This window comes from Nocardia coffeae, from assembly GCF_019890715.1.
GTDB classification, from domain to species: Bacteria; Actinomycetota; Actinomycetes; order Mycobacteriales; family Mycobacteriaceae; genus Nocardia; species Nocardia jiangxiensis.
The window spans coordinates 1680255-1699360 of sequence record NZ_JAINZY010000001.1; the positions used below are offsets into that span (position 1 = coordinate 1680255).

Genomic DNA, 19106 nt, shown 5'->3' on the forward strand with positions numbered 1-19106 from the left:
GGCAGGATAGCCAGACCAGCTAATGTTTTTCACCGATCATTACAATTTCTTGATATGGATCTGCAGCTGGATCAGCTCCGGGCCCTGGACGCGGCCGTCGCCGAAGGGACCTTCGAGGCGGCCGCGCGACTACTGCGCGTCACCCCGTCGGCGATCAGTCAGCGCATCAAGGCGCTCGAGCGGGCCGTCGGGCGCATCCTGCTACAGCGCACGAAACCCGTGCGCCCCACCGAATCCGGCCTCGCGGTGCTTCGCCTGGCCCGTCAGATCGAGTTGCTGACCGGCGATACCGCCCGCGAACTCGGCTCTGCCGCAGGCGAATACGGCGAGGTCGGACCCGAGGCCGACCGACGCGTCCGGCTGCCGATCGCGGTCAACGCGGACTCACTCGAGACCTGGGTGATGCCCGCGCTGTCCGGCGCACCGCCCGGGGTCTGCTTCGAAATCCACCGCGAGGACGAGGAACACACCACTCGCCTGCTGCGCAACGGCACCGTCATGGCCGCCATCACCGCCACCGCCCAGCCGGTGCAGGGCTGCCGGGTGCGCCGACTCGGCGCGATGCGCTACCGCCCCATGGCCACCCGGGAGTTCGCCCGCACCTGGTTCGCCGACGGCGCGACCGCACGCGCCTTCGCCACGGCCCCGGTGATCGTGTTCGATCGCAACGACGATCTGCAGGACCGCCTGATCCGCCGCCGCACCCGTCGCCCCGTCGACCCGCCCCGGCACTACATCCCCGCCACCTCCGGCTACGCCGAAGCCGTCCGCCTCGGCCTGGGCTGGGGCCTGCTTCCCGACCTCCAGATCGACATGCACGGCTACGCGAAGTCGCTGGTCACTTTGGACGAATCGCTGCACATCGACGTCGCGCTGTATTGGCAGCAATGGCGACTGGACTCCCCCGCGCTGACCTCCGTTGCCACCGCCATCGCCGAGGCCGCCGCCGAATCACTGCGCTGATTCGACTGCATTCAGGGTTCGTAGTCGGCCGATTCGATGCGAGTTTCGCCATAGCGCCGGACGCGATGTGGGGAAAAGCCGGTGGGCCAGGCGGTTTCGGGTGAACGGGTGGCGCGTTCGACGACGACGAGAGCGTCGGTGTGCAGCCAGCCGTTGGCGGCGAGAGCGGTCAGGTCGTCGGCGATCCGGGTGCCCTCCAGGGCGTAGGGCGGATCGGACAGCACCAGGTCGTACGGTTCGGGCGGAGGTGTGGCCAGTACGGAAGATACTGTGCCGATCCGCAATTCACCGCCGGGCAGACCCAGGTCGGCGATATTGCCGCGAACCACCGCCGCCGCCTTGCGATCGGATTCGATCAGCAGCGCGTGGGATGCGCCGCGGGACAACGCCTCCAGTCCGAGCGCCCCCGAACCGGCATACAGGTCGAGCACCCGAATGCCGTCGAAATCCATTCGGGCACACAACATGCTGAACAGCGCCTCACGCACCCGATCCGAGGTCGGCCGGGTCCCTGCGGGCGGCACCCGCAACCGCCGCCCGCCTGCGGCTCCGGCCACGATCCGTGTCATCGGGATACGCTCCCGCCCAGGAGATCTCGCGAATCACGACCGGTGAACCTCACCGGTCGGCCCTGGATTTCCGCCGACTCCGGTTCACTCGGCGGCGGTCTCGTTCACGCGGACGTTCACCAGCAGATCGCCGCCCTCCACCTGCTGCACCCGGCCGATGGCGACCCGGGCGACGGTGCCCGCGCGGGGCGCGGTGATGGCTGCTTCCATCTTCATCGCCTCGATGGTGCCGATGGTGTCACCCGCGGCGATCGTGTCGCCCTCGGCGACGACCAGGGTGACCACACCGGCGAAGGGTGCGGCGATGTGGCCGGGATCGGACTTGTCGGCCTTCTCCGCGGCGGGAATCTCGCTGGCGATCGAACGGTCGCGCACCAGGACCGGCCGCAACTGGCCGTTCAGGATGCACATCACCGTGCGCATACCGCGCTCGTCGGGCTCGGAGATCGCCTCGAGGCCGATCAGCAACGTGACGCCCTTCTCCAGCTGGACGCGATGCTCCTCGCCGTGCCGCAGACCGTAGAAGTACTGGTTCGTCGAGAGGCCGGAGGTGTCGCCGAATTTCTCGCGGTGGGCCAGGAATTCGCTCGTAGGGCCGGGAAACAGCAGGCGGTTCAACGTCTCTCGGCGCAGCGCCGAATCACCGTTCAGCCCGGCCTCGTCCTGCGCGGTGAGCTCGGTCTCGGGTTTGGCCGCCCCCCGCCCGGCGAGCGCCCGACTGCGGAACGGTTCGGGCCAGCCGCCCGCGGGCGTGCCGAGTTCCCCACGCAGGAAACCGATCACCGAATCGGGAATGTCGTAGCGGCCCGGATCACCGGCGAAATCGTCGACCGTCACGCCGGATCCGACCAGCGACAGCGCCAGATCACCGACCACCTTCGAGGACGGGGTCACCTTCACCAGACGGCCCAGGAGTCGGTCCGCCGCAGCGTATTTCGCCTCCACCTCCTCGAACCGATCGCCCAGGCCCAGCGCGATGGCCTGCTGCCGCAGATTCGACAGCTGACCACCCGGGATCTCGTGCTCGTAGACGCGCCCGGTGGGACTCGGCAACCCGGATTCGAAGGGCGCGTAGCCCTTTCGCAACGCCTCCCAGTACGGCTCCAGATCGCAGACGTGCTGCAGGTTGATCCCGCTGTCGTACGCCGAATTCGCCGCTGCGGCAACGATTGCCGACAGCGCGGGCTGCGAGGTCGTACCGGCCATCGGCGCACTTGCGCCATCCACCGCATCGGCCCCGGCCTGCCACGCGGCCAGATACGTCGCCAGCTGCCCGCCCGGAGTGTCGTGCGTGTGCACGTGCACCGGCAGATCGAAGTTGCTCCGCAACGCCGTGACCAGGGTGTGCGCCGCAGGTGCGCGCAGCAAACCGGCCATGTCCTTGATCGCGATGATGTGCGCACCGGCCTCGACGATCTGCTCGGCCAGCTTCAGGTAGTAGTCCAGCGTGTACAGATCCTCGCCCGGATCCGACAGATCCCCGGTGTAGGACAACGCCACTTCCGCGATCGTGGTCCCGGTCTCGCGCACCGCATCGATCGCCGGACGCATCTGATCCACATTGTTCAGCGCGTCGAAGATCCGGAAGATATCGATACCGGTCGCCGCCGCCTCGGATACGAAGGTGCGCGTGACCTTCTCCGGATACGGCGTGTACCCCACCGTATTACGGCCCCGCAGCAGCATCTGCAGGTTGATGTTCGGCACCGCCTCCCGCAGCGCCGCCAGCCGCTCCCACGGATCCTCGTGCAGGAATCGCAGCGCCACATCGTACGTTGCCCCGCCCCAGCATTCGATCGACAACAGTTCCGGCGTCATCCGCGCCACGTGCCCGGCGACCTGCAACAGGCTGTTGGTGCGCACGCGAGTGGCCAGCAGCGACTGATGTGCATCACGGAAGGTGGTGTCGGTCACCGCGATTGCGCTCTGCTGCCGCAGCGACTGCGCGAAACCTTCCGGCCCCAGCTGCAACAGCCGCTGCCGCGAACCGTCCAGCGGCGGCACGGTCAGATCCAGCGCGGGCAGTTTGTCCTGCGGGTAGACCACGGTGGGCCGTTCACCGTGCGGCTTGTTGACGGTGATGTCGGCCAGATAGTTCAGGATCTTGGTGCCGCGGTCCGCGGACCCGCGCTGGGTCAGCAGATGCGGCCGCTCGTCGATGAACGAGGTGGTGACCCGCCCGGCCCGGAAATCCGGATCGTCCAGAACAGCTTGCAGGAACGGAATGTTCGTGGCGACGCCGCGAATCCGGAATTCGGCCACCGCCCGTCGCGCACGCGCCACGGCCGTGGCGAAATCCCTTCCGCGACAGGTGAGTTTGACCAGCATCGAGTCGAAGTACGCGGCGACTTCGGCACCCAGGTTGGCTCCGCCGTCCAGGCGGATGCCGCTGCCGCCGGGACTGCGGTACGCGGTGATCCGGCCGGTGTCGGGCCGGAATCCGTTGGCCGGATCCTCGGTGGTGATCCGGCACTGCAGCGCCGCACCGTGAATGCTGATCGAATCCTGGCTCAGCCCCAGCGATTCCAGCGTCTCCCCCGCCGCGATGCGCAGCTGCGACTGGACCAGGTCGACATCGGTGATCTCCTCGGTGACCGTATGTTCCACCTGGATACGGGGATTCATCTCGATGAACACATGATTGCCGCGCTCGTCCAGCAGGAATTCCACGGTGCCCGCGCAGCTGTAACCGATCTGCCGGGCGAAGGCCACGGCGTCGGCGCAAATACGCATCCGCAGTGCGGGATCCAGATTCGGCGCGGGCGCGAGTTCGATGACCTTCTGATGCCGCCGCTGCAGCGAACAGTCGCGCTCGAACAGGTGGATCACATTGCCGTTGCCGTCGGCCAGGATCTGCACCTCGATGTGGCGCGGATTGATCACCGCCTGCTCGAGGAAGACCGTCGCATCGCCGAAGGCCGATTCGGCCTCACGCATCGCGGCCTCGATGGATTCGCGCAATTGGGCGCGATCCGCGACCCGTCGCATACCGCGACCGCCACCACCGGCGACGGCTTTGACGAAGACCGGGAATTCCATCGACTCCGCGGCGGCCAGCAGTTCGGGCACATCGGCCGACGGCTCACTCGAGCTGAGCACCGGGAGTCCGGCCGCCCGTGCGGCGGCGATGGCGCGCGCCTTGTTACCGGTCAGTTCGAGTACCTCGGACGAGGGACCGATGAAGGTGATGCCCTCCCGGGCGCAGGCCGCGGCCAGATCGGGGTTCTCCGACAGAAATCCGTATCCCGGATAGATCGCGTCGGCCCCGGCCGTCTTGGCCGCGGAGATGATTTCCGGGATCGACAGGTAGGCCCGGACCGGATGGCCGGGCACGCCGATCTGGTAAGCCTCGTCGGCCTTGAGACGGTGTACCGAGTTGCGGTCCTCGTACGGGAAGACCGCGACGGTCCCGACGCCGAGTTCGTAGGCGGCGCGGAACGCACGAATGGCGATTTCCCCGCGGTTGGCGACGAGCACTTTGGAGAACATCCGATAAAGGTACCTGCCCGGATACAGGTCGACGCAAACTGTAACGGGTTCGACCGAACGCTCACCGAGTGCCCCTGCGACCGGTGCGTGGCCCGACATCACCGCGACATGTCACTGTGCTTCGACCGACTGCGGACTCCGGCGTCATCGGCGGGAAGCATTCGAACAGCGCGAACCGATCGGTCCCGACCGATCGGAGATACCGGCGACACGGCTCACCGTCGGTTACCTTCGATGAACGGCTCGGCCTCCCGGAGCGAACAGCAGTCGGCAATTGCCGTCCCGAACCCGGACGACCACGGCAAATTCGCACACTACGCATCAGTAATATCGACCGAAACAGCGGGCACGGGAGATTGCCCGCAGACGTGGCCGAAGATATTGCAATGATTGCGAATCTCCACGGGTACCCTCTTGCACGTGCGCAAGATGTATGCGGGTGCCCGACTACGGCGATTGCGCGAGGAACGGCGGATGACGCAGGCCGCCCTGGCAAAGTCCCTCGAGCTCTCGCCCAGCTATCTCAACCAACTCGAGCGCGACCAGCGGCCACTCACCATTCCTGTTCTGCTGAAATTGAATTCGACATTCGACCTGGATGTGCAGTTCTTCGCTGCCGACTCCGACGCGCGTCTGGTCTCGGATCTGCACGAGGTTCTGGTCGAGGCCGCGGGCGGCACCGCCCCGCCCGCCGCCGAGGTCGAGGATCTGGCCACCCGCCTACCCGAGGTCGCCAAGACCATCGTCGCCATGCACCGCCGCCTGCGCGCGGCCACCGATCAGCTGGATCTGCTCTCCTCCAAGGTCGCCACCCCGACCGGTGCGCCCGGTGTGCCGATGCCGTACGAGGACGTGCGCGACTTCTTCTACGACCACCACAATCACATCGCTCAGCTGGATCTGGCCGCAGAGCAACTGTTCGAGGAGTCCGGCCTGACGATCGGGTCACTGGACCGCCAGCTGGCCCGGGTCGCGGAGGAGCGCGCGCGGGTGACCGTGCTGGTGCGCGGCGACGGAGCCGATCCGACCATCCCCAAACGGCACTACGATCCGGAGAGCCGCACCCTCACCCTGGCGCGACGGCTGCGTCCGGGACAGCGCGCCTTCCAGATCGCCACCACCCTGGCATTCCTGCTGTACGGGCCGCTACTGGACGAGGTGATCGCCGGGACACCGTCGCTGACCGGCGAATCGCGAGCCCTGGCCCGAGTCGGGCTGGCCAACTACTTCGCAGGGGCACTGGTACTGCCGTACGGGAAATTTCTGCGCTCCGCCGAGGAGTTGCGCTATGACATCGATCTCCTCGGACTGCGCTTCGAGGTGGGTTTCGAAACCGTCTGTCATCGGCTGAGCACGCTGCAGCGGCAGGGGCAACGCGGCGTGCCGTTCTTCTTCGTGCGCACCGACCGCGCCGGGAACATCTCCAAACGTCAGTCCGCGACCGCATTCCATTTCTCCCGCGTCGGCGGCAGTTGCCCGCTGTGGGTCGTGCACGAGGCGTTCGCGAATCCCGGCCGGGTCCTGACCCAGGTCGCCGCCATGCCCGACGGGCGTCGCTACCTGTGGGTGGCGCGCACCACCAACCCGGCGACGCGCGGATTCAGCTCGGCCACCAAGGAATTCGCGATCGGGCTGGGATGCGATATCGAATACGCCGACCGCCTGGTGTACTCCAGCGGCCTGCAACTCGACGACCCGTCCGCCGCGGTGCCCATCGGCGCGGGCTGCAAGGTCTGCGAGCGCTCCTCCTGTCCGCAGCGAGCGTTCCCCCAGATCGGGCGGCCGCTGGCCGTCACCGAGACGACCTCGGTCGACCTGCCGTACCCCCGCGCGGTGCGCTAGCGGCCAGCTGTCCCTAGAGTTCGGCCCGGCCGGTGCGGGTGGCGCCGGCCGACGCGGCGACCACACACGCGATACCCGCCCACTGCATCGGGTTCATTCGCTGGCCGAGCACGAGCAGCCCGGCCACCGCCGCCACGGCGGGTTCCAGGCTCATCAGCACCCCGAACACCCGGGGCGGAATCCGGCGCAACGCCTCGAGCTCCACCGAATACGGCAGTACCGAGGACAGCATCGCGACTCCGAAACCGGCCGCCAGCACCGACGGATGCAGTAGCGACGTGCCCGCGCCCGCGATGCCGATCGGCGCCATGAGCACCCCGCCGAACGCCATCGCCAACGCCAATCCGCCACCGCCGCTGGTCTTCTCACCGAGTTTCGCACCGAGCAGGATATAGCCCGCCCAGCAGGTCGCCGCGCCCAGCGCGAGCAGCACACCCGTCCACGGCACCTGCCCGGCCGCCCGGGTCAGAAACAACACCCCGGCGCCGGCCAGCACCGCCCACGCCGGATCGATCCAGCGGCGCGATCCGGCCAGGGCCACCGCCAGCGGGCCCAGGAATTCGAGCGTGACGGCCATGCCGAGCGGGATGCGGTCGATGGCCTCGTAGAAGGACAGGTTCATCAGCGCCAGCACCGCGCCGTAACCGAGGACGACCGGCAGCGCCCGGCGTTCGATCCGCAGCGACGAACGCCAGAACACCAGCAGCACGACCCCGGCGAAGAACAGTCGCAGACTCACCGCACCGGCGGGGCCGGTCGCGGCGAACAACTCGGTGGCCAGGGCCGCGCCCACCTGCACACTGACGATGCCCGCCAGCACTAGCAGCGTCGGCGGTACCCCACCGATCCCCTGCCACACCGGCACCCGGGAGAACCACCGCGGCGCGGCCTCCCTGCGCATCCGCTCGAAATCGATCGCGACCACCGAATCCGCCGTCCTTCCTATCCAGCGCCCGCACGCACCGACGCCTTGTCCAGCACCAGCACGCACCGACGCCGACCCGAGCGAGTGCTCACGACTTGGCCAGGTACTCCAGTCGTTCTCCGTCGACCGCCGCTCGCATCATCGTCGCCAGACCGGGATGACGGGTCAGACCCGGGTCCGATTCGACGATCTCACGGGCGAGGTGCTGTGCGGCGGTGATCACCTCGAGATCGTCGAGCAGCGACAGCAGGCGCAGCGACCGCGCGGTGCCGGACTGGGCCGAGCCGAGCACGTCACCCTCCCGGCGTTGCCGCAGATCCAGCACCGACAATTCGAATCCGTCCAGGGTGCCCGCGACCGCTTCGAGCCGAGCCATGGCGGTACCCATCGGGGAGGTCTCGGTGATCAGCAAGCACAGTCCGGGGTGTTTGCCGCGACCGACGCGACCGCGCAGCTGATGCAGCTGGCTGACGCCGAAGCGGTCCGCGTCCACGATCACCATGACCGTGGCGTTGGGCACGTCCACGCCGACCTCGACGACGGTGGTGCAGACCAGCACATCGATCTCGGCCTCGTTGAACGCGCGCATGACCGCGTCCTTCTCATCGCTCGGCAACCGCCCGTGCAGCAGTCCGACCCGCAGACCGGCGAGTGCACCGGCCGAGAGCGTCTCGTAGACGTCCCGAGCCGCGTGCGTGGTCGGCCCCTCCTTCTCCTCCTCGGGTTTCGCCTTGCGCCCCTTGGCTTTCGGCTTGTCCTCCTCCTCGCCGATGCGCGAGCACACCACATATGCCTGACGACCCTGCCCGACCTCCTCGCGGATCCGTTCCCAGGCCCGGTCCACCCATTTCGGGTGCATTCGGGCGGGAACCACGCGGGTGGTGATCGGCGAACGCCCGCGCGGCAGTTCGGTCAGCGTCGAGGTCTCCAGATCGCCCAGGGTCGTCATGGCGATCGTGCGCGGGATCGGGGTCGCGGTCATCACCAGCAGGTGCGGGCTGATGCCGTCCTTGGCCTTGGCGCGCAACGCATCCCGCTGCTCCACGCCGAAACGGTGCTGTTCGTCGACGATCACCATGCCCAGGTCGAGGAATTCGACGTTGTCCTGGATCAGCGCGTGCGTGCCGATGACGATTCCGGCCTCGCCGGTCACCGCGTCCAGTAGCGCGGCCTTCTTCGCGCCGGTGGACATCGAGCCGGTCATCAGCACGACCTTGGTGGCGTTGTCGGCCGCGCCCAGCTCACCGGCCGTGCCGAGCTCGCCGAGCATCCCGCGCAACGATCGATAGTGCTGGGCGGCAAGCACTTCGGTGGGTGCGAGCAGCGCACACTGCTGTCCGGCGTCGACCACCTGCAACATCGCGTGCAGGGCGACGATGGTCTTGCCGGAGCCGACCTCCCCCTGTAGCAGCCGGTGCATCGGATGCGGGCTGGACAGGTCCTCCGAGATCTCCGAGATCACCTGCTTCTGGCCCGCGGTGAGTTCGAACGGCAGGCGTTTGTCGAATTCCGTTGCGATACCGCCGGTCCGGGGCGGGCAGGGTTTCGCGACGCGTCCCGCGGCATCGTGCCTGCGTTCGGCCAGGACCAGTTGCAGGGCCAGCGCCTCGTCGAAACGCAAACGCTCCCTGGCCTGTTCGATATCGGACTTGCGTTCGGGCAGGTGGATCAGGCGCAGCGCGTCCGAGACCGCGAGCAGTTCGCGATCGGCCCGAAGCTCCTGCGGCAGGGGATCATCGATCGGGTCCAGCTGATCGAGCACCTGCCGCACGCAGGCGAGGACATCCCAGCTCTGCACCTTCGCGGTCGCCGGATAGACCGGGATGTATTCACGCTCGAAGAACGACACGTCCACGCCCTCGGCGCCTTTCGCGCTCTGCGCCAGTCCGCGCAGATCGCCGCTGCCGCGCACCGCGGTGAGGTTCTCCACCGATTCCCCGGCCTCGGGCAGGATCAGGTACGAGGGGTGCGAGAGATTCCAGCGGTCCGGCCGCCAGTAGTGCACGGTGCCCGACATCATCGCCCGCACACCCTGTTTCACCAGATAGCTCACCTTGTCGCCGTTGAAGAAGGTGATCTCCACCGGTTTCGCGGATCCGGCGTCGAGTTCGACCTTCAACAACCGGCCGCGGCGGTTCTTCATCGGCCGCAGTTCGGTTTTCGTGACCACGCCGACGAGGGTCAGGTGCGCGCCCTCCTCCGGGGCCTCCTCGCTCAGCGGCTGGCCCTGCGTGGCGTAGCGCAGCGGATAGTGCCGCAGCAGATCCTCGACCGTCTGCATGTCGAAGGCGTCGGCCAGGGAGTCGGCCGCTTTCACCCCGAGCACGTGATCGAGCCGGTCCCGCAGTGTCGCCATGGTTATTCCACCCCGATCTGCACCAGATCCACGGACTGGCCGCCGAGGTAGGCGACCACCTCGACCCCGGGAAATGTCGCTGTGATGTGTTCGGCCAGATCTCGGCCCAGTTCGTCGGATGCGTCCGCGCCCAGCAGCAGAGTGACCAGCTCGCCGCCGAGGCCGAGCATCCGGTCCAGCAGCGTGCGGGCCGCGGCGCGCGGATCGGGATCGATCACGACGACATCGTTGCCGACCAGACCGAGCCCGTCGCCGCGGGCGCAGGTGCCCACGATGGTCAGCGCCCGCTCGGGAGCGACCCGCAGCGCACCCCAGCGGGTGCCCGCGGCGGCCTCGGACATGGCGAACGCGTCGTCCACGGCGATCCGCCCGCCGTCGTGCACGGCCAGCGCCGCCATGCCCTGCACCATCGACCCGCTCGGCAACATCAGCACCTCCCGCGGGACGGCCCCGGCCCCGCTGCGAGCGGCCATACCGACCGCGACCAGTTCGTGTGCGGCCAGCGCGCCGTTGGGCAGGACCAGCACCTCGCGTTGCGGCATGCGTCGGATCGCGGCCAACAGCGCCTCCGCGGTGACCTCGCCGTCCAGCACGGTCGCCCCGGAATCCTCGAACAGCCGCGCCGCGCCCGCACCCGTCGCGACCGCGAGTATGCCGCGATCGGTAGAGCCTTGCGCGGCAAGCGGATTCACCGTCAGACCCTCGATGCGAATCCGGCTCAGCGTGCCCGCGACCAACCCGGCCTCGACGGCCGCGCCCGCATCCGCGCAGTGCACGTGCGCCGACCAGCCGTCCTCGCCGTCACCCACCACGACCACCGAATCCCCCAGGAGCGCAAGATGTTCACGCAGTTCGTCGATGCGTGACACGGTCGTCCCGGACAGCAGGTACATCACCTCGTACTGCGGAACCGTCGGATCACCCGTCACCGAATGCTCGTGCCGCGCTGGAGATCCGGATGTATCGGCCACCATGCCCGGTCGATGCTCCTGTCGCGCCGAGGATTCGGGATCCTCGTCCGATGTGGTCGGCCGCACTGTGGATTCGGGGGCACCGCTCGACCGATACTCCTGCCGCACCGGCGCCTGTCCGCCACTCACCGCCACCAACGCATCCAGGACCACCAGCAGCCCGCGCGCCCCGGCATCGACCACCCCCGCCGCCCGCAACACTCCCAGCTGCGAGGGCGTATCCCCCAACGCCTTGCACGCGCCGTCGGCAGCCGCACGAGCGACCTCCGCCAGATCCGTATCCGGACAGTCCGCCGCCCGCTCCGCCGCCGCCTCCAACACGCTGAGCATGGTCCCTTCGACCGGGTTGCTCAACGCCGCCCGCACCAGCACCGCCGCCCGCCGCAGCGCGGCACGCAAGTTCTGCGCGGTCAACGGCCCGCTGCGCACGGCCTCCGCCAACCCCCGCAGCACCTGCGACAAGATGATCCCGGAGTTTCCCCGTGCCCCGGCCGTCCCCGCGCGCGCCATCGCAGCAAGCACCCCGCCCGCGTCTGCGCTGCTCGGACCGCCCTGCCCCGAATCGCTCCGCGCATCGTGGCCGCTCAGATCACCGACGCCGCTACTCCCATCACGCCTGGTCGCCGCATCGCCACCGGAATCGTCGTGACGCCCGGCGCCGCCCGACTTGTCGTGACGCGCACCGCGGTCGATCTCGGCGTCACGGCCCGTACCGGCAGCACTGTCGCCGGCGTCAGGACCGGCTACACCCGACGTTCCAGCGGTATCCAGCGCATCTTCCGCGGCAGTGACGGCGGCGCGCATGGTGGCCAGGAGGTTGGTCCCGGTATCCGCGTCGGCCACCGGGAAAACGTTCAGCGCGTTGATCTCCTCACGGTGACGCTCCAAGCCCAACAGGCAGAGCTGACCCCACCGGACCATCGCGGATTCATCGAGCACCTCCCGGACCCCGGGCACCGTCACCATCCTTCCGTTCCCACCTGTGACCACGACCTCGGCAACCACCGCCCAGATCCCCCCGCAAGGGTAATCACCTCCACCGACACCGCAGCGCCACGGCGGGAATCATCGGCCGGCCGCCTGGCTATCCTGCTGACCGGCCACCTCGTTACCCGGCTACCGGAGGCGATTGGACATGGCTCGGCGCGGGCGGCTACTCTTGCACGGTTGCCTCACGCGCCCGTCGATCGGTCGCGTCGCCGACGCTCTCGTCGGCAGGCATTGGACGATACGTTTCCGGATCGGCTGTCTCGAATGGCAGCAGTCCGTACATGACATGAAGGAGCTCGCGACTATGGCTGCCGTCTGCGACGTCTGCGCCAAGGGCCCCGGCTTCGGTAAGTCGGTTTCGCACTCGCACCGGCGCACCAACCGTCGCTGGAACCCGAACATCCAGACCGTTCGCGCGCAGGTTGCACCCGGCAACACCCGCCGCATGAACGTCTGCACCTCCTGCCTGAAGGCGGGCAAGGTCGTTCGCGGCTGAGCTGCACGAAACCGTTCGTCGACGCCCCGGCACCCGATGAGGGTGGTCCGGGGTGTCGTCGTTTACACACAGGTGCCGAGATGACATCCGACCGCCCCTGGCACATCACCCCGCTGCGCGCCGAACACTGCCTCGGCCTCGCCGAATGCCATATCGGCTGCTGGCGTGAGGCGTATCGAGGGCTGGTTCCGGACCATGTCCTGGACGCCTTCGACGTCGACCGCCGAGCCGAACAGTGGGAACGTATCCGAGCCGCGACCCGGGCCCCGGATGCGGTCCTGGTCGCCCTCGCCGACGACGCGGTCGTCGGCTTCACCGGCATCCGCGCGATCGACGAGCCCGCGGCGGTGGCCGAGCGGGAATTGAACGCGATGTACGTCCGGGCCGCCTGGTACGGCACCGGACTCGCACACGATCTGATGCGCGAGGTCCTGGACGCCCGCAGGAACACCGCCCTGTGGGTGTTCGAGGAGAATCCCCGCGCCCAGGCCTTCTATCGCAAGTACGGTTTCGAACTCGACGGCGCTCGACGAACCGAGCGCTTCTCCCCCAGTATCGAAGTCCGGATGCTGCGCCCAGCCGATGCGGCCCCTGCCCACCAGGGCTGACCCGCACCGCGGGGCGCGGCGCTACCGACCGGAATTACCTACCGCCACCGAGGCACTGCACGTTCGCGCTGATGCTCTGGACTGCGCACAGGCCGAACGCGTTGACATTCGACGACAGCGAGGCGGAACCCGTCTGCGGGTCGTACAGCGCCAGCACCGGCGCGGCCTGCTCAGGGTTCGCGGGCGCTGCCGGAACCTGCTCCAGCGGAATGGTCTTGGCCTGTGCCGCAACCGGCGCCCCCAGGATGGCCGCTCCGGCGGCGACGGTCACGATGGCACCGCGCACGGACTTGATCTGCATGCATCTGCTCCTACTGTGATGAGTTAGAACACCGGTCAAGGCAGGCGCCAGTCGACCGGGGCGGCCCCCAATGTACCGAGCAATTCATTCGTTCGGGAGAACGGCTGGGATCCGAAGAATCCTCGGGAGGCCGACAATGGTGAGGGATGGGCCGATTCGATGGACGGCACGGAGCCGAGCATCGGCTTGAGGGTGGACGCGTCGCGGCCCCACAGGATCGCCACCAGCGGCTGCTCACGCGCGACGAGCGCACGAATTGCCTGCTCGGTGACCGCTTCCCAGCCCTTGCCGCGATGTGAGGCGGGCTGGCCGGGCGAGACGGTGAGCACCCTGTTGAGCATCAGCACGCCCTGATCCGACCACGGCGACAGATCACCGCACGACGGCGTCGGGAATCCGAGATCCCGGGAGTACTCGGAAAAGATGTTCGACAGGCTGCGCGGCACCGGCGAGACATCGGGCGCGACCGAAAAGCTCAGGCCCATCGCATGTCCCGGCGTCGGATAGGGATCCTGGCCGACGATCAGCACCCGCACCTTGTCCAGTGGACGCTGGAACGCGCGCAGCACGTTCTCGCCCTTGGGCAGGTAGCCGCGCCCGGCCTCGTTCTCCGCGCGCAGGAATTCGCCCATGGCCGCAATGCGGTCGGCCACCGGCTCCAATGCCTCGGCCCAGCCCGAATCGATGATCTCCGACAGTGGTTTCGCACCCATGTCGGACAAACTTAGTGTGGCCCGATTCACCACGACCGCTCACCTACCTTCCGAGAAGGATTCCCAACCGCCCGGTCCGGACCGGCGCACGCCGTCGACCGTGACGCCGACGCCGTCCGCGACCCGTCCGACCCGGGTCCATCCTGCCGGAAGCACCTGTCCCGCAGCGAATGTGGCCGCGAAGGCGTGGTCCTCACCGCCGGTGAGGACCCAGTCCGACGGATCCTCACCCAGTTCACGAGCGACCGGATCCAGTTCCTCGTCGCGAATCGCGGCGGTATCGAGATCGATGGCGACGCACGAGGATTCGGCGATATGCCCGATATCGGCGAGCAGCCCGTCGGAGACATCGGTCAGGGAGGTGATCGCCGCGTCGTCCGGCAGGTCCAGCACGGCCCGATACGGCGGTTGCGGAACCCGGTGCGCGGCAACCACACCGGGGAATCGGGCCGGATCGAGTCCGGCACTCAACACGGCCAGCCCGGCCGCCGACCAGCCGAGCCGTCCGGCGACCGCGACCACGTCACCCGGCTGCGCACCGGACAGCAGCACCGGCGTGCGGCGCGGATCACCGAACGCGGTCACCGAGACGATCAGCAGCGGTGCGCGCACCACGTCACCTCCGGCGATCGAGGCGCCGACGCGGCCCGCCTCGGCCCACATCCCCTCGACGAATCCGTCCACGAAGTCCACCGGGGTGTCGGGCGGGCAACCGAAGGACACCACGAAGCCGCTCGGCGCGGCTCCCATCGCCACCACGTCGGCGGCGTTCTGCGCGATCGCCTTGGCCCCGATATCGCACGGACTCGACCAGTCCAGCCGGAAGTGCCGGTCCTGTACCAGCATGTCGGTGCTGACCACGAATCGCCCGTCCGGCGCGGCGAGCACCGCGGCGTCGTCGCCGGGCCCGAGCAGGACGGCCGGAACCTGGGCGCGCCCGGTGCTCATCCGCGCGATGAGCCCGAACTCGCCCAGTTCACGCACCGTTCGCGGGCTGGTATCAGTGATGACCGTCTCCTTTCACGAACCGCGCCGGGGGCGACGGACTATCGCGACGCTACCCTCGGACCCGAAACCAACGACCACCAGCCAGGATCCGGTACCGAGACGAGTGGAGAAGATCTCCGGGATGAGCAGCGAAACGGAAGGGCCGGACGCGGACCGCTACAGCGTCGAACCCGAGGACACCCGGCGATCGCCGGCGCTCATCGCGACCGCCGTGGCACTGCCGGTCGCGATGATCGTCGCGGTCCTGGCCATCGCGGTGTTCGCGCGGCAGCACCCGACGCGCGAGCCGCTCGCACTGGGGTCGGTCCCGCAACCGCAGGCCACCGGTCAGGCGTGCACGACGCTGCTACCGGCGCTGCCGTCGAGCGTGAGCAGCTACACCCGCGCGGATCTGGCCCAGCCCGCTCCGCCCGCGACCGTGGGCTGGCAATTGCCCGAGGGCGGCGACCCGATCGTCCTGCGCTGCGGCCTGGACCGTCCGGCCGAATTCATCAAATCCGCTGCGCTGCAGGTGATCAACGGCGTCAACTGGTTCGAGGTGCGTGATCCGGCCAGCGGGGTGACCTCGGGCACCTGGTACGTCGTCGACCGCGGCACCTACATCGCCGTCACCATGCCCGACAAGGCCGGACCGACTCCGTTGCAGGACATTTCGAACACGGTCGCCAAGGTGCTGCCGGTCCGCCCGATCGATCCCGCGCCGATCCCGAACTGATCCTCAGCCGGGTCGGCGGAAGGTGACCCGGCCCGTGCCCACCGGACCCGGGATCGTCATTGCGAACAACACCAGCCCGAGGATCCGAGCCGGACCGAACCGCACGTCAGGATCGGTCGGGGCGACACCTGCCGGGTCGGGAATCAGCGCAGGCCGGTGCCGCGGGCGAGCGCTGTCTCGATCAACGTGCTGACCAGCGCGCCGTTGTCGATGCCTGTCGCCGCCCACATCCGCGGGTACATCGAGATGGCGGTCATCCCGGGCATGGTGTTGATCTCGTTGATCACCGGGCCCTGCTCGGTGATGAAGAAATCGACACGGGCCAGTCCCTGGCAGTCCAGCGCGCGGAACGCCCGCACCGCCAGCTCCCGGATCTGCAGGGCCACATCGTCGTTCAGCTTCGCCGGAATGTCGAACTCGCACACGTCGTCGAGATATTTGGTGTCGAAGTCGTAGAAGTCCGGAGCGTCCGAACTCAGCTCCGGCATCCGAATCTCCGCGGGCACACTGGCTTCCACCCGGCCGTCCGGGAATTCCAGTACACCGCACTCGATTTCGCGCCCGATGATCGCCGCCTCGACGATCACCTTCGGATCGTGCAGGCGCGCAGCGGCGATCGCCTCGTCCAGCCGGTCCCAGCCGTCCACCTTCGTGATGCCGATGGAGGATCCGCCGCGAGCGGGCTTGACGAACACCGGAAGCCCGAGCCGCTCGCGATCCGCCTCGCTCACCGTGGCCGTCCCGGGCCGCAGCACGACGTGATCGCCGACCGGAATGCCCTCGGCGGCAAAGAGTTTCTTCATGAACTCCTTGTCCATCCCGGTGGCACTGGCCAGCACCCCGGGCCCGACGTAGGGCAGCCCCGCCATCTCCAGCAGACCCTGCACGGTGCCGTCCTCGCCGAACGCGCCGTGCAGCACCGGGAACACCACCTCGAGCGCGCCGGGCCCGCCCGTGGAACCATCGAGCGGCAGCAGACTGCCGCCGCGGGTCGGATCGGCAGCCAACACCAGTTCGGTACCGGATCGGTCGACCGCGGGCAACGTGCGATCGGCGATGGCGAGCGTTCCGGCTTCGGAGCCGCTCAACACCCAGGTCCCGTCGTGGGTGATCCCGACCGGCACGGCCTCGTATCGTTCGGGGTCCAGGTTGCGCAGCACGAAGCCCGCCGAGACGCACGAGACGGCGTGCTCGTTGCTGCGGCCGCCGAAGACGACTCCGACCCGAATCCGGCCGCGGTCAGGCCCGGAGGCGGCAGCTTGCGTAACCACGGAGGGCCCCGCGCCCGCCGCCATCGACTCAGTCATGCCCGGAACCGTACCCGGACAGCGGCGATTCAATCATTCCGGCTTCATCGACCGCCCGAGCAACCGTCCGACGGCGGCGGCGACCGACAGTCCCTCGTGACACACCTGATGCACCGAGGTCGTCAACGGCATCTCCACCCCGTTCCGTTCGGCCAGTGCCCGGATCGAGGTACACGATTTGACGCCCTCGGCCACCTGACCGTGGGTGGCCTGCTGCGCGGCCTCCATGGACCCGCCCGTGCCCAGCACGTGCCCGAACGACCGGTTGCGCGAGAGCGGCGAGGTGCAGGTGGCGACCAGGTCACCGACCCCGGCCAACCCCGCCAGGGTCACCGGATTCGCACCCAGCGCGACGCCCAGCCGGATGATCTCGGCCAGCCCACGGGTGATCAGGCTCGCGACGGTGTTGTCGCCCAGACCCATTCCCGAGGCGATACCGCAGGCCAGCGCGATGACGTTCTTGCACGCACCGCCGATCTCGCAGCCGATCACGTCGGTGTTGGTGTACGGCCGGAAGTAGCCGGTGGCGCACGCGTGCTGCACGGCCTGTGCGCGCGCCTCGTCCCCGCAGGCCACCACCGAGGCCGCGGGCTGTTCGGCAGCGATCTCCCGCGCCAGGTTCGGCCCGGACAGCACCGCGATCCGGCCGGGATCCGCGCCGGTGACCTCCGCGATCACCTCACTCATCCGCAGCAGCGTGCCGGTCTCGATGCCCTTGGCCAGACTCAGCAGCGTGGCGTCGGGACCGATCGCGGGCCGCCAGTTCGCCAGATTGCCGCGCAGCGACTGGGACGGGACGGCCAGGACGACGATCTCCGCGCCGTCGAGCGCGGCCAGATAGTCGTCGGTGGCCCGCACCCCGTCCAGACGCACGTCGGGCAGATAGTCCGGATTGCGATGCTCGGTGGCCAGTGTGCGGGCCACCTCGGGCCGCCGGGCCCACATCGTCACCTCGGTGCCCGCGTCGTTCAACACCTTCGCGAATGCGGTGCCCCACGATCCCGCACCCATCACTGCCGCCCTAGTCACCAGACCGATACTGCCATTCGTTCCCGGATTCGCGTCGCAATACCGGTGGTCATGACCCCCACCACAGTGCGGGACATGCAACGATGGGCGCATGCGTCCGGATGCCGTCCACGCCGTGATCGCGGTGAAGAACCTCGAGCGCGCCAAGAGCCGACTCGCCGAAGAGTTGTCACCCGCCGATCGGCCGCGTCTGGTGCTGGCCATGCTGTCGGACACCGTGCACGCGGCGCTGGCCGCGGGGATCGGCTCGGTCACCGTCGTCACCCCGGACTCCGGTGTGGCGGCGGCGGTGCACGCACTGGGTGCGGCGACCCATCCCGACCCGGAGGCCGCCGACGACGGGCTCAATGCCGCACTCGCCGACGCTGCCGAGGCGGTGCGCGGTCGGCACGGTGCGGTGGATCTGCTTGCGTTGCAGGCGGATCTGCCCGCCCTGCGACCGAGCGAATTGACCGATATGCTGGCCTGCGCCCCCGTGACCGGACGCGCCCTGGTCGCCGATCACACGGGGCAGGGCACCGCCGCCCTCCTGGTGCGCGACGGGCTCGCCCCGCTGAGACCGCTGTTCGGCCCGGATTCGGCTCGCCGCCATGCCGACTCGGGCGCGAAGGATCTCGACGGCGACTGGCCCGGCCTGCGCCTGGACGTGGACACACCCGCGGATCTGCGCGCCGCGGTGACGCTCGGCCTCGGCGCGGCCACGACCGCACTGCTGCGCGACATCGGCTGGCCGCACCCTGTTCACACGGATCTCATACGGAGGTGCGGCGCGGGTCATATGTGTGCTAGATGATCGCCAGACCTGCATCGAGGGTTGGCAACCA

16 protein-coding genes are annotated in these 19106 nt (G+C 68.7%); 6 read left to right on the top strand and 10 right to left on the bottom strand.

Features of this window, described 5'->3' with window-relative positions; translation table 11 throughout:
• Nucleotides 1-54 precede the first annotated feature (54 nt).
• The gene (locus K7711_RS07255) at nucleotides 55-963 is read left to right on the top strand and encodes a LysR family transcriptional regulator ArgP (RefSeq protein ID WP_222965921.1); all 909 of its coding nucleotides are present in this window, start codon (nucleotides 55-57) and stop codon (nucleotides 961-963) included.
• A gap of 11 nt (nucleotides 964-974) precedes the next feature.
• On the opposite strand, the gene rsmD is transcribed toward K7711_RS07255, so the two are convergent.
• Both rsmD and K7711_RS07265 read right to left on the bottom strand, forming a co-directional pair.
• A complete protein-coding gene (gene rsmD, locus K7711_RS07260; RefSeq protein ID WP_222965923.1) occupies nucleotides 975-1532 on the bottom strand; it encodes a 16S rRNA (guanine(966)-N(2))-methyltransferase RsmD in 558 nt (185 codons plus the stop codon).
• A gap of 84 nt (nucleotides 1533-1616) precedes the next feature.
• Nucleotides 1617-5021, bottom strand: a complete 3405-nt coding sequence (locus K7711_RS07265) for a pyruvate carboxylase (RefSeq protein WP_222965925.1) — start codon at nucleotides 5019-5021, stop codon at nucleotides 1617-1619.
• Between the two features lie 420 nt (nucleotides 5022-5441).
• Here K7711_RS07265 and K7711_RS07270 point away from each other — a divergent pair, with 420 nt between their 5' ends.
• Complete coding sequence (locus tag K7711_RS07270; protein WP_040826659.1) at nucleotides 5442-6863, top strand: short-chain fatty acyl-CoA regulator family protein; 1422 nt, start codon at nucleotides 5442-5444, stop codon at nucleotides 6861-6863.
• 13 nt (nucleotides 6864-6876) lie between these two features.
• Here the strand turns inward: K7711_RS07270 and K7711_RS07275 are convergent, their stop codons facing one another.
• The 3 genes from K7711_RS07275 to K7711_RS07285 form a co-directional block, all read right to left on the bottom strand.
• Nucleotides 6877-7788 (bottom strand): EamA family transporter, encoded by a 912-nt coding sequence (locus K7711_RS07275; RefSeq protein ID WP_308014518.1) that lies wholly within the window; start codon nucleotides 7786-7788, stop codon nucleotides 6877-6879.
• An 88-nt stretch (nucleotides 7789-7876) separates the two neighbouring features.
• Nucleotides 7877-10144, bottom strand: a complete 2268-nt coding sequence (recG, locus tag K7711_RS07280) for an ATP-dependent DNA helicase RecG (RefSeq protein ID WP_222965927.1) — start codon at nucleotides 10142-10144, stop codon at nucleotides 7877-7879.
• Between the two features lie 2 nt (nucleotides 10145-10146).
• Entirely contained in the window at nucleotides 10147-12081 is a 1935-nt protein-coding gene (locus K7711_RS07285; protein WP_222965929.1) for a DAK2 domain-containing protein, read from the bottom strand.
• A 328-nt stretch (nucleotides 12082-12409) separates the two neighbouring features.
• Between K7711_RS07285 and rpmB the strand changes: the two genes are divergently transcribed.
• The gene (gene rpmB, locus K7711_RS07290) at nucleotides 12410-12601 is read left to right on the top strand and encodes a 50S ribosomal protein L28 (RefSeq protein WP_011210730.1); all 192 of its coding nucleotides are present in this window, start codon (nucleotides 12410-12412) and stop codon (nucleotides 12599-12601) included.
• An 80-nt stretch (nucleotides 12602-12681) separates the two neighbouring features.
• Nucleotides 12682-13209, top strand: coding sequence for a GNAT family N-acetyltransferase (locus tag K7711_RS07295; protein WP_222965931.1), 528 nt, complete (start codon nucleotides 12682-12684; stop codon nucleotides 13207-13209).
• A 34-nt stretch (nucleotides 13210-13243) separates the two neighbouring features.
• Here the strand turns inward: K7711_RS07295 and K7711_RS07300 are convergent, their stop codons facing one another.
• The 3 genes from K7711_RS07300 to K7711_RS07310 are packed head-to-tail and all read right to left on the bottom strand — an operon-like array spanning nucleotide 13244 to nucleotide 15207.
• Entirely contained in the window at nucleotides 13244-13510 is a 267-nt protein-coding gene (locus K7711_RS07300; protein ID WP_222965933.1) for a hypothetical protein, read from the bottom strand.
• Between the two features lie 35 nt (nucleotides 13511-13545).
• Nucleotides 13546-14223 (bottom strand): uracil-DNA glycosylase, encoded by a 678-nt coding sequence (locus K7711_RS07305; RefSeq protein WP_222965934.1) that lies wholly within the window; start codon nucleotides 14221-14223, stop codon nucleotides 13546-13548.
• Nucleotides 14224-14262: 39 nt separating this feature from the next.
• Nucleotides 14263-15207, bottom strand: coding sequence for a thiamine-phosphate kinase (locus tag K7711_RS07310; protein ID WP_372460104.1), 945 nt, complete (start codon nucleotides 15205-15207; stop codon nucleotides 14263-14265).
• A gap of 145 nt (nucleotides 15208-15352) precedes the next feature.
• On the opposite strand from K7711_RS07310, the gene K7711_RS07315 reads away from it, so the two are divergent.
• Entirely contained in the window at nucleotides 15353-15946 is a 594-nt protein-coding gene (locus K7711_RS07315) for a DUF3515 domain-containing protein (protein WP_222965936.1), read from the top strand.
• Between the two features lie 143 nt (nucleotides 15947-16089).
• On the opposite strand, the gene K7711_RS07320 is transcribed toward K7711_RS07315, so the two are convergent.
• Together K7711_RS07320 and K7711_RS07325 are read right to left on the bottom strand one after the other, a co-directional pair.
• Complete coding sequence (locus K7711_RS07320) at nucleotides 16090-17253, bottom strand: D-alanine--D-alanine ligase family protein (RefSeq protein WP_308014519.1); 1164 nt, start codon at nucleotides 17251-17253, stop codon at nucleotides 16090-16092.
• Between the two features lie 33 nt (nucleotides 17254-17286).
• Nucleotides 17287-18282 carry an NAD(P)H-dependent glycerol-3-phosphate dehydrogenase gene (locus K7711_RS07325; protein WP_040826333.1) on the bottom strand — a complete coding sequence of 332 codons (996 nt, stop codon included), beginning with the start codon at nucleotides 18280-18282 and terminating at the stop codon, nucleotides 17287-17289.
• 91 nt (nucleotides 18283-18373) lie between these two features.
• On the opposite strand from K7711_RS07325, the gene cofC reads away from it, so the two are divergent.
• Complete coding sequence (gene cofC / locus K7711_RS07330; protein ID WP_222965938.1) at nucleotides 18374-19075, top strand: 2-phospho-L-lactate guanylyltransferase; 702 nt, start codon at nucleotides 18374-18376, stop codon at nucleotides 19073-19075.
• Nucleotides 19076-19106: the final 31 nt, after the last annotated feature.

Bases quoted from the DNA above. Each gene is read 5' to 3' on its own strand.
- K7711_RS07255 (WP_222965921.1), top strand. From the start codon at position 55: ATGGATCTGCAGCTGGATCAGCTCCGGGCCCTGGACGCGGCCGTCGCC.
- rsmD (WP_222965923.1), bottom strand. From the start codon at position 1,532: ATGACACGGATCGTGGCCGGAGCCGCAGGCGGGCGGCGGTTGCGGGTG.
- K7711_RS07265 (WP_222965925.1), bottom strand. From the start codon at position 5,021: ATGTTCTCCAAAGTGCTCGTCGCCAACCGCGGGGAAATCGCCATTCGT.
- recG (WP_222965927.1), bottom strand. From the start codon at position 10,144: ATGGCGACACTGCGGGACCGGCTCGATCACGTGCTCGGGGTGAAAGCG.
- K7711_RS07285 (WP_222965929.1), bottom strand. From the start codon at position 12,081: ATGGTGACGGTGCCCGGGGTCCGGGAGGTGCTCGATGAATCCGCGATG.
- rpmB (WP_011210730.1), top strand. From the start codon at position 12,410: ATGGCTGCCGTCTGCGACGTCTGCGCCAAGGGCCCCGGCTTCGGTAAG.
- K7711_RS07295 (WP_222965931.1), top strand. From the start codon at position 12,682: ATGACATCCGACCGCCCCTGGCACATCACCCCGCTGCGCGCCGAACAC.
- K7711_RS07300 (WP_222965933.1), bottom strand. From the start codon at position 13,510: ATGCAGATCAAGTCCGTGCGCGGTGCCATCGTGACCGTCGCCGCCGGA.
- K7711_RS07305 (WP_222965934.1), bottom strand. From the start codon at position 14,223: ATGGGTGCGAAACCACTGTCGGAGATCATCGATTCGGGCTGGGCCGAG.
- K7711_RS07315 (WP_222965936.1), top strand. From the start codon at position 15,353: ATGAGCAGCGAAACGGAAGGGCCGGACGCGGACCGCTACAGCGTCGAA.
- K7711_RS07320 (WP_308014519.1), bottom strand. From the start codon at position 17,253: ATGACTGAGTCGATGGCGGCGGGCGCGGGGCCCTCCGTGGTTACGCAA.
- cofC (WP_222965938.1), top strand. From the start codon at position 18,374: ATGCGTCCGGATGCCGTCCACGCCGTGATCGCGGTGAAGAACCTCGAG.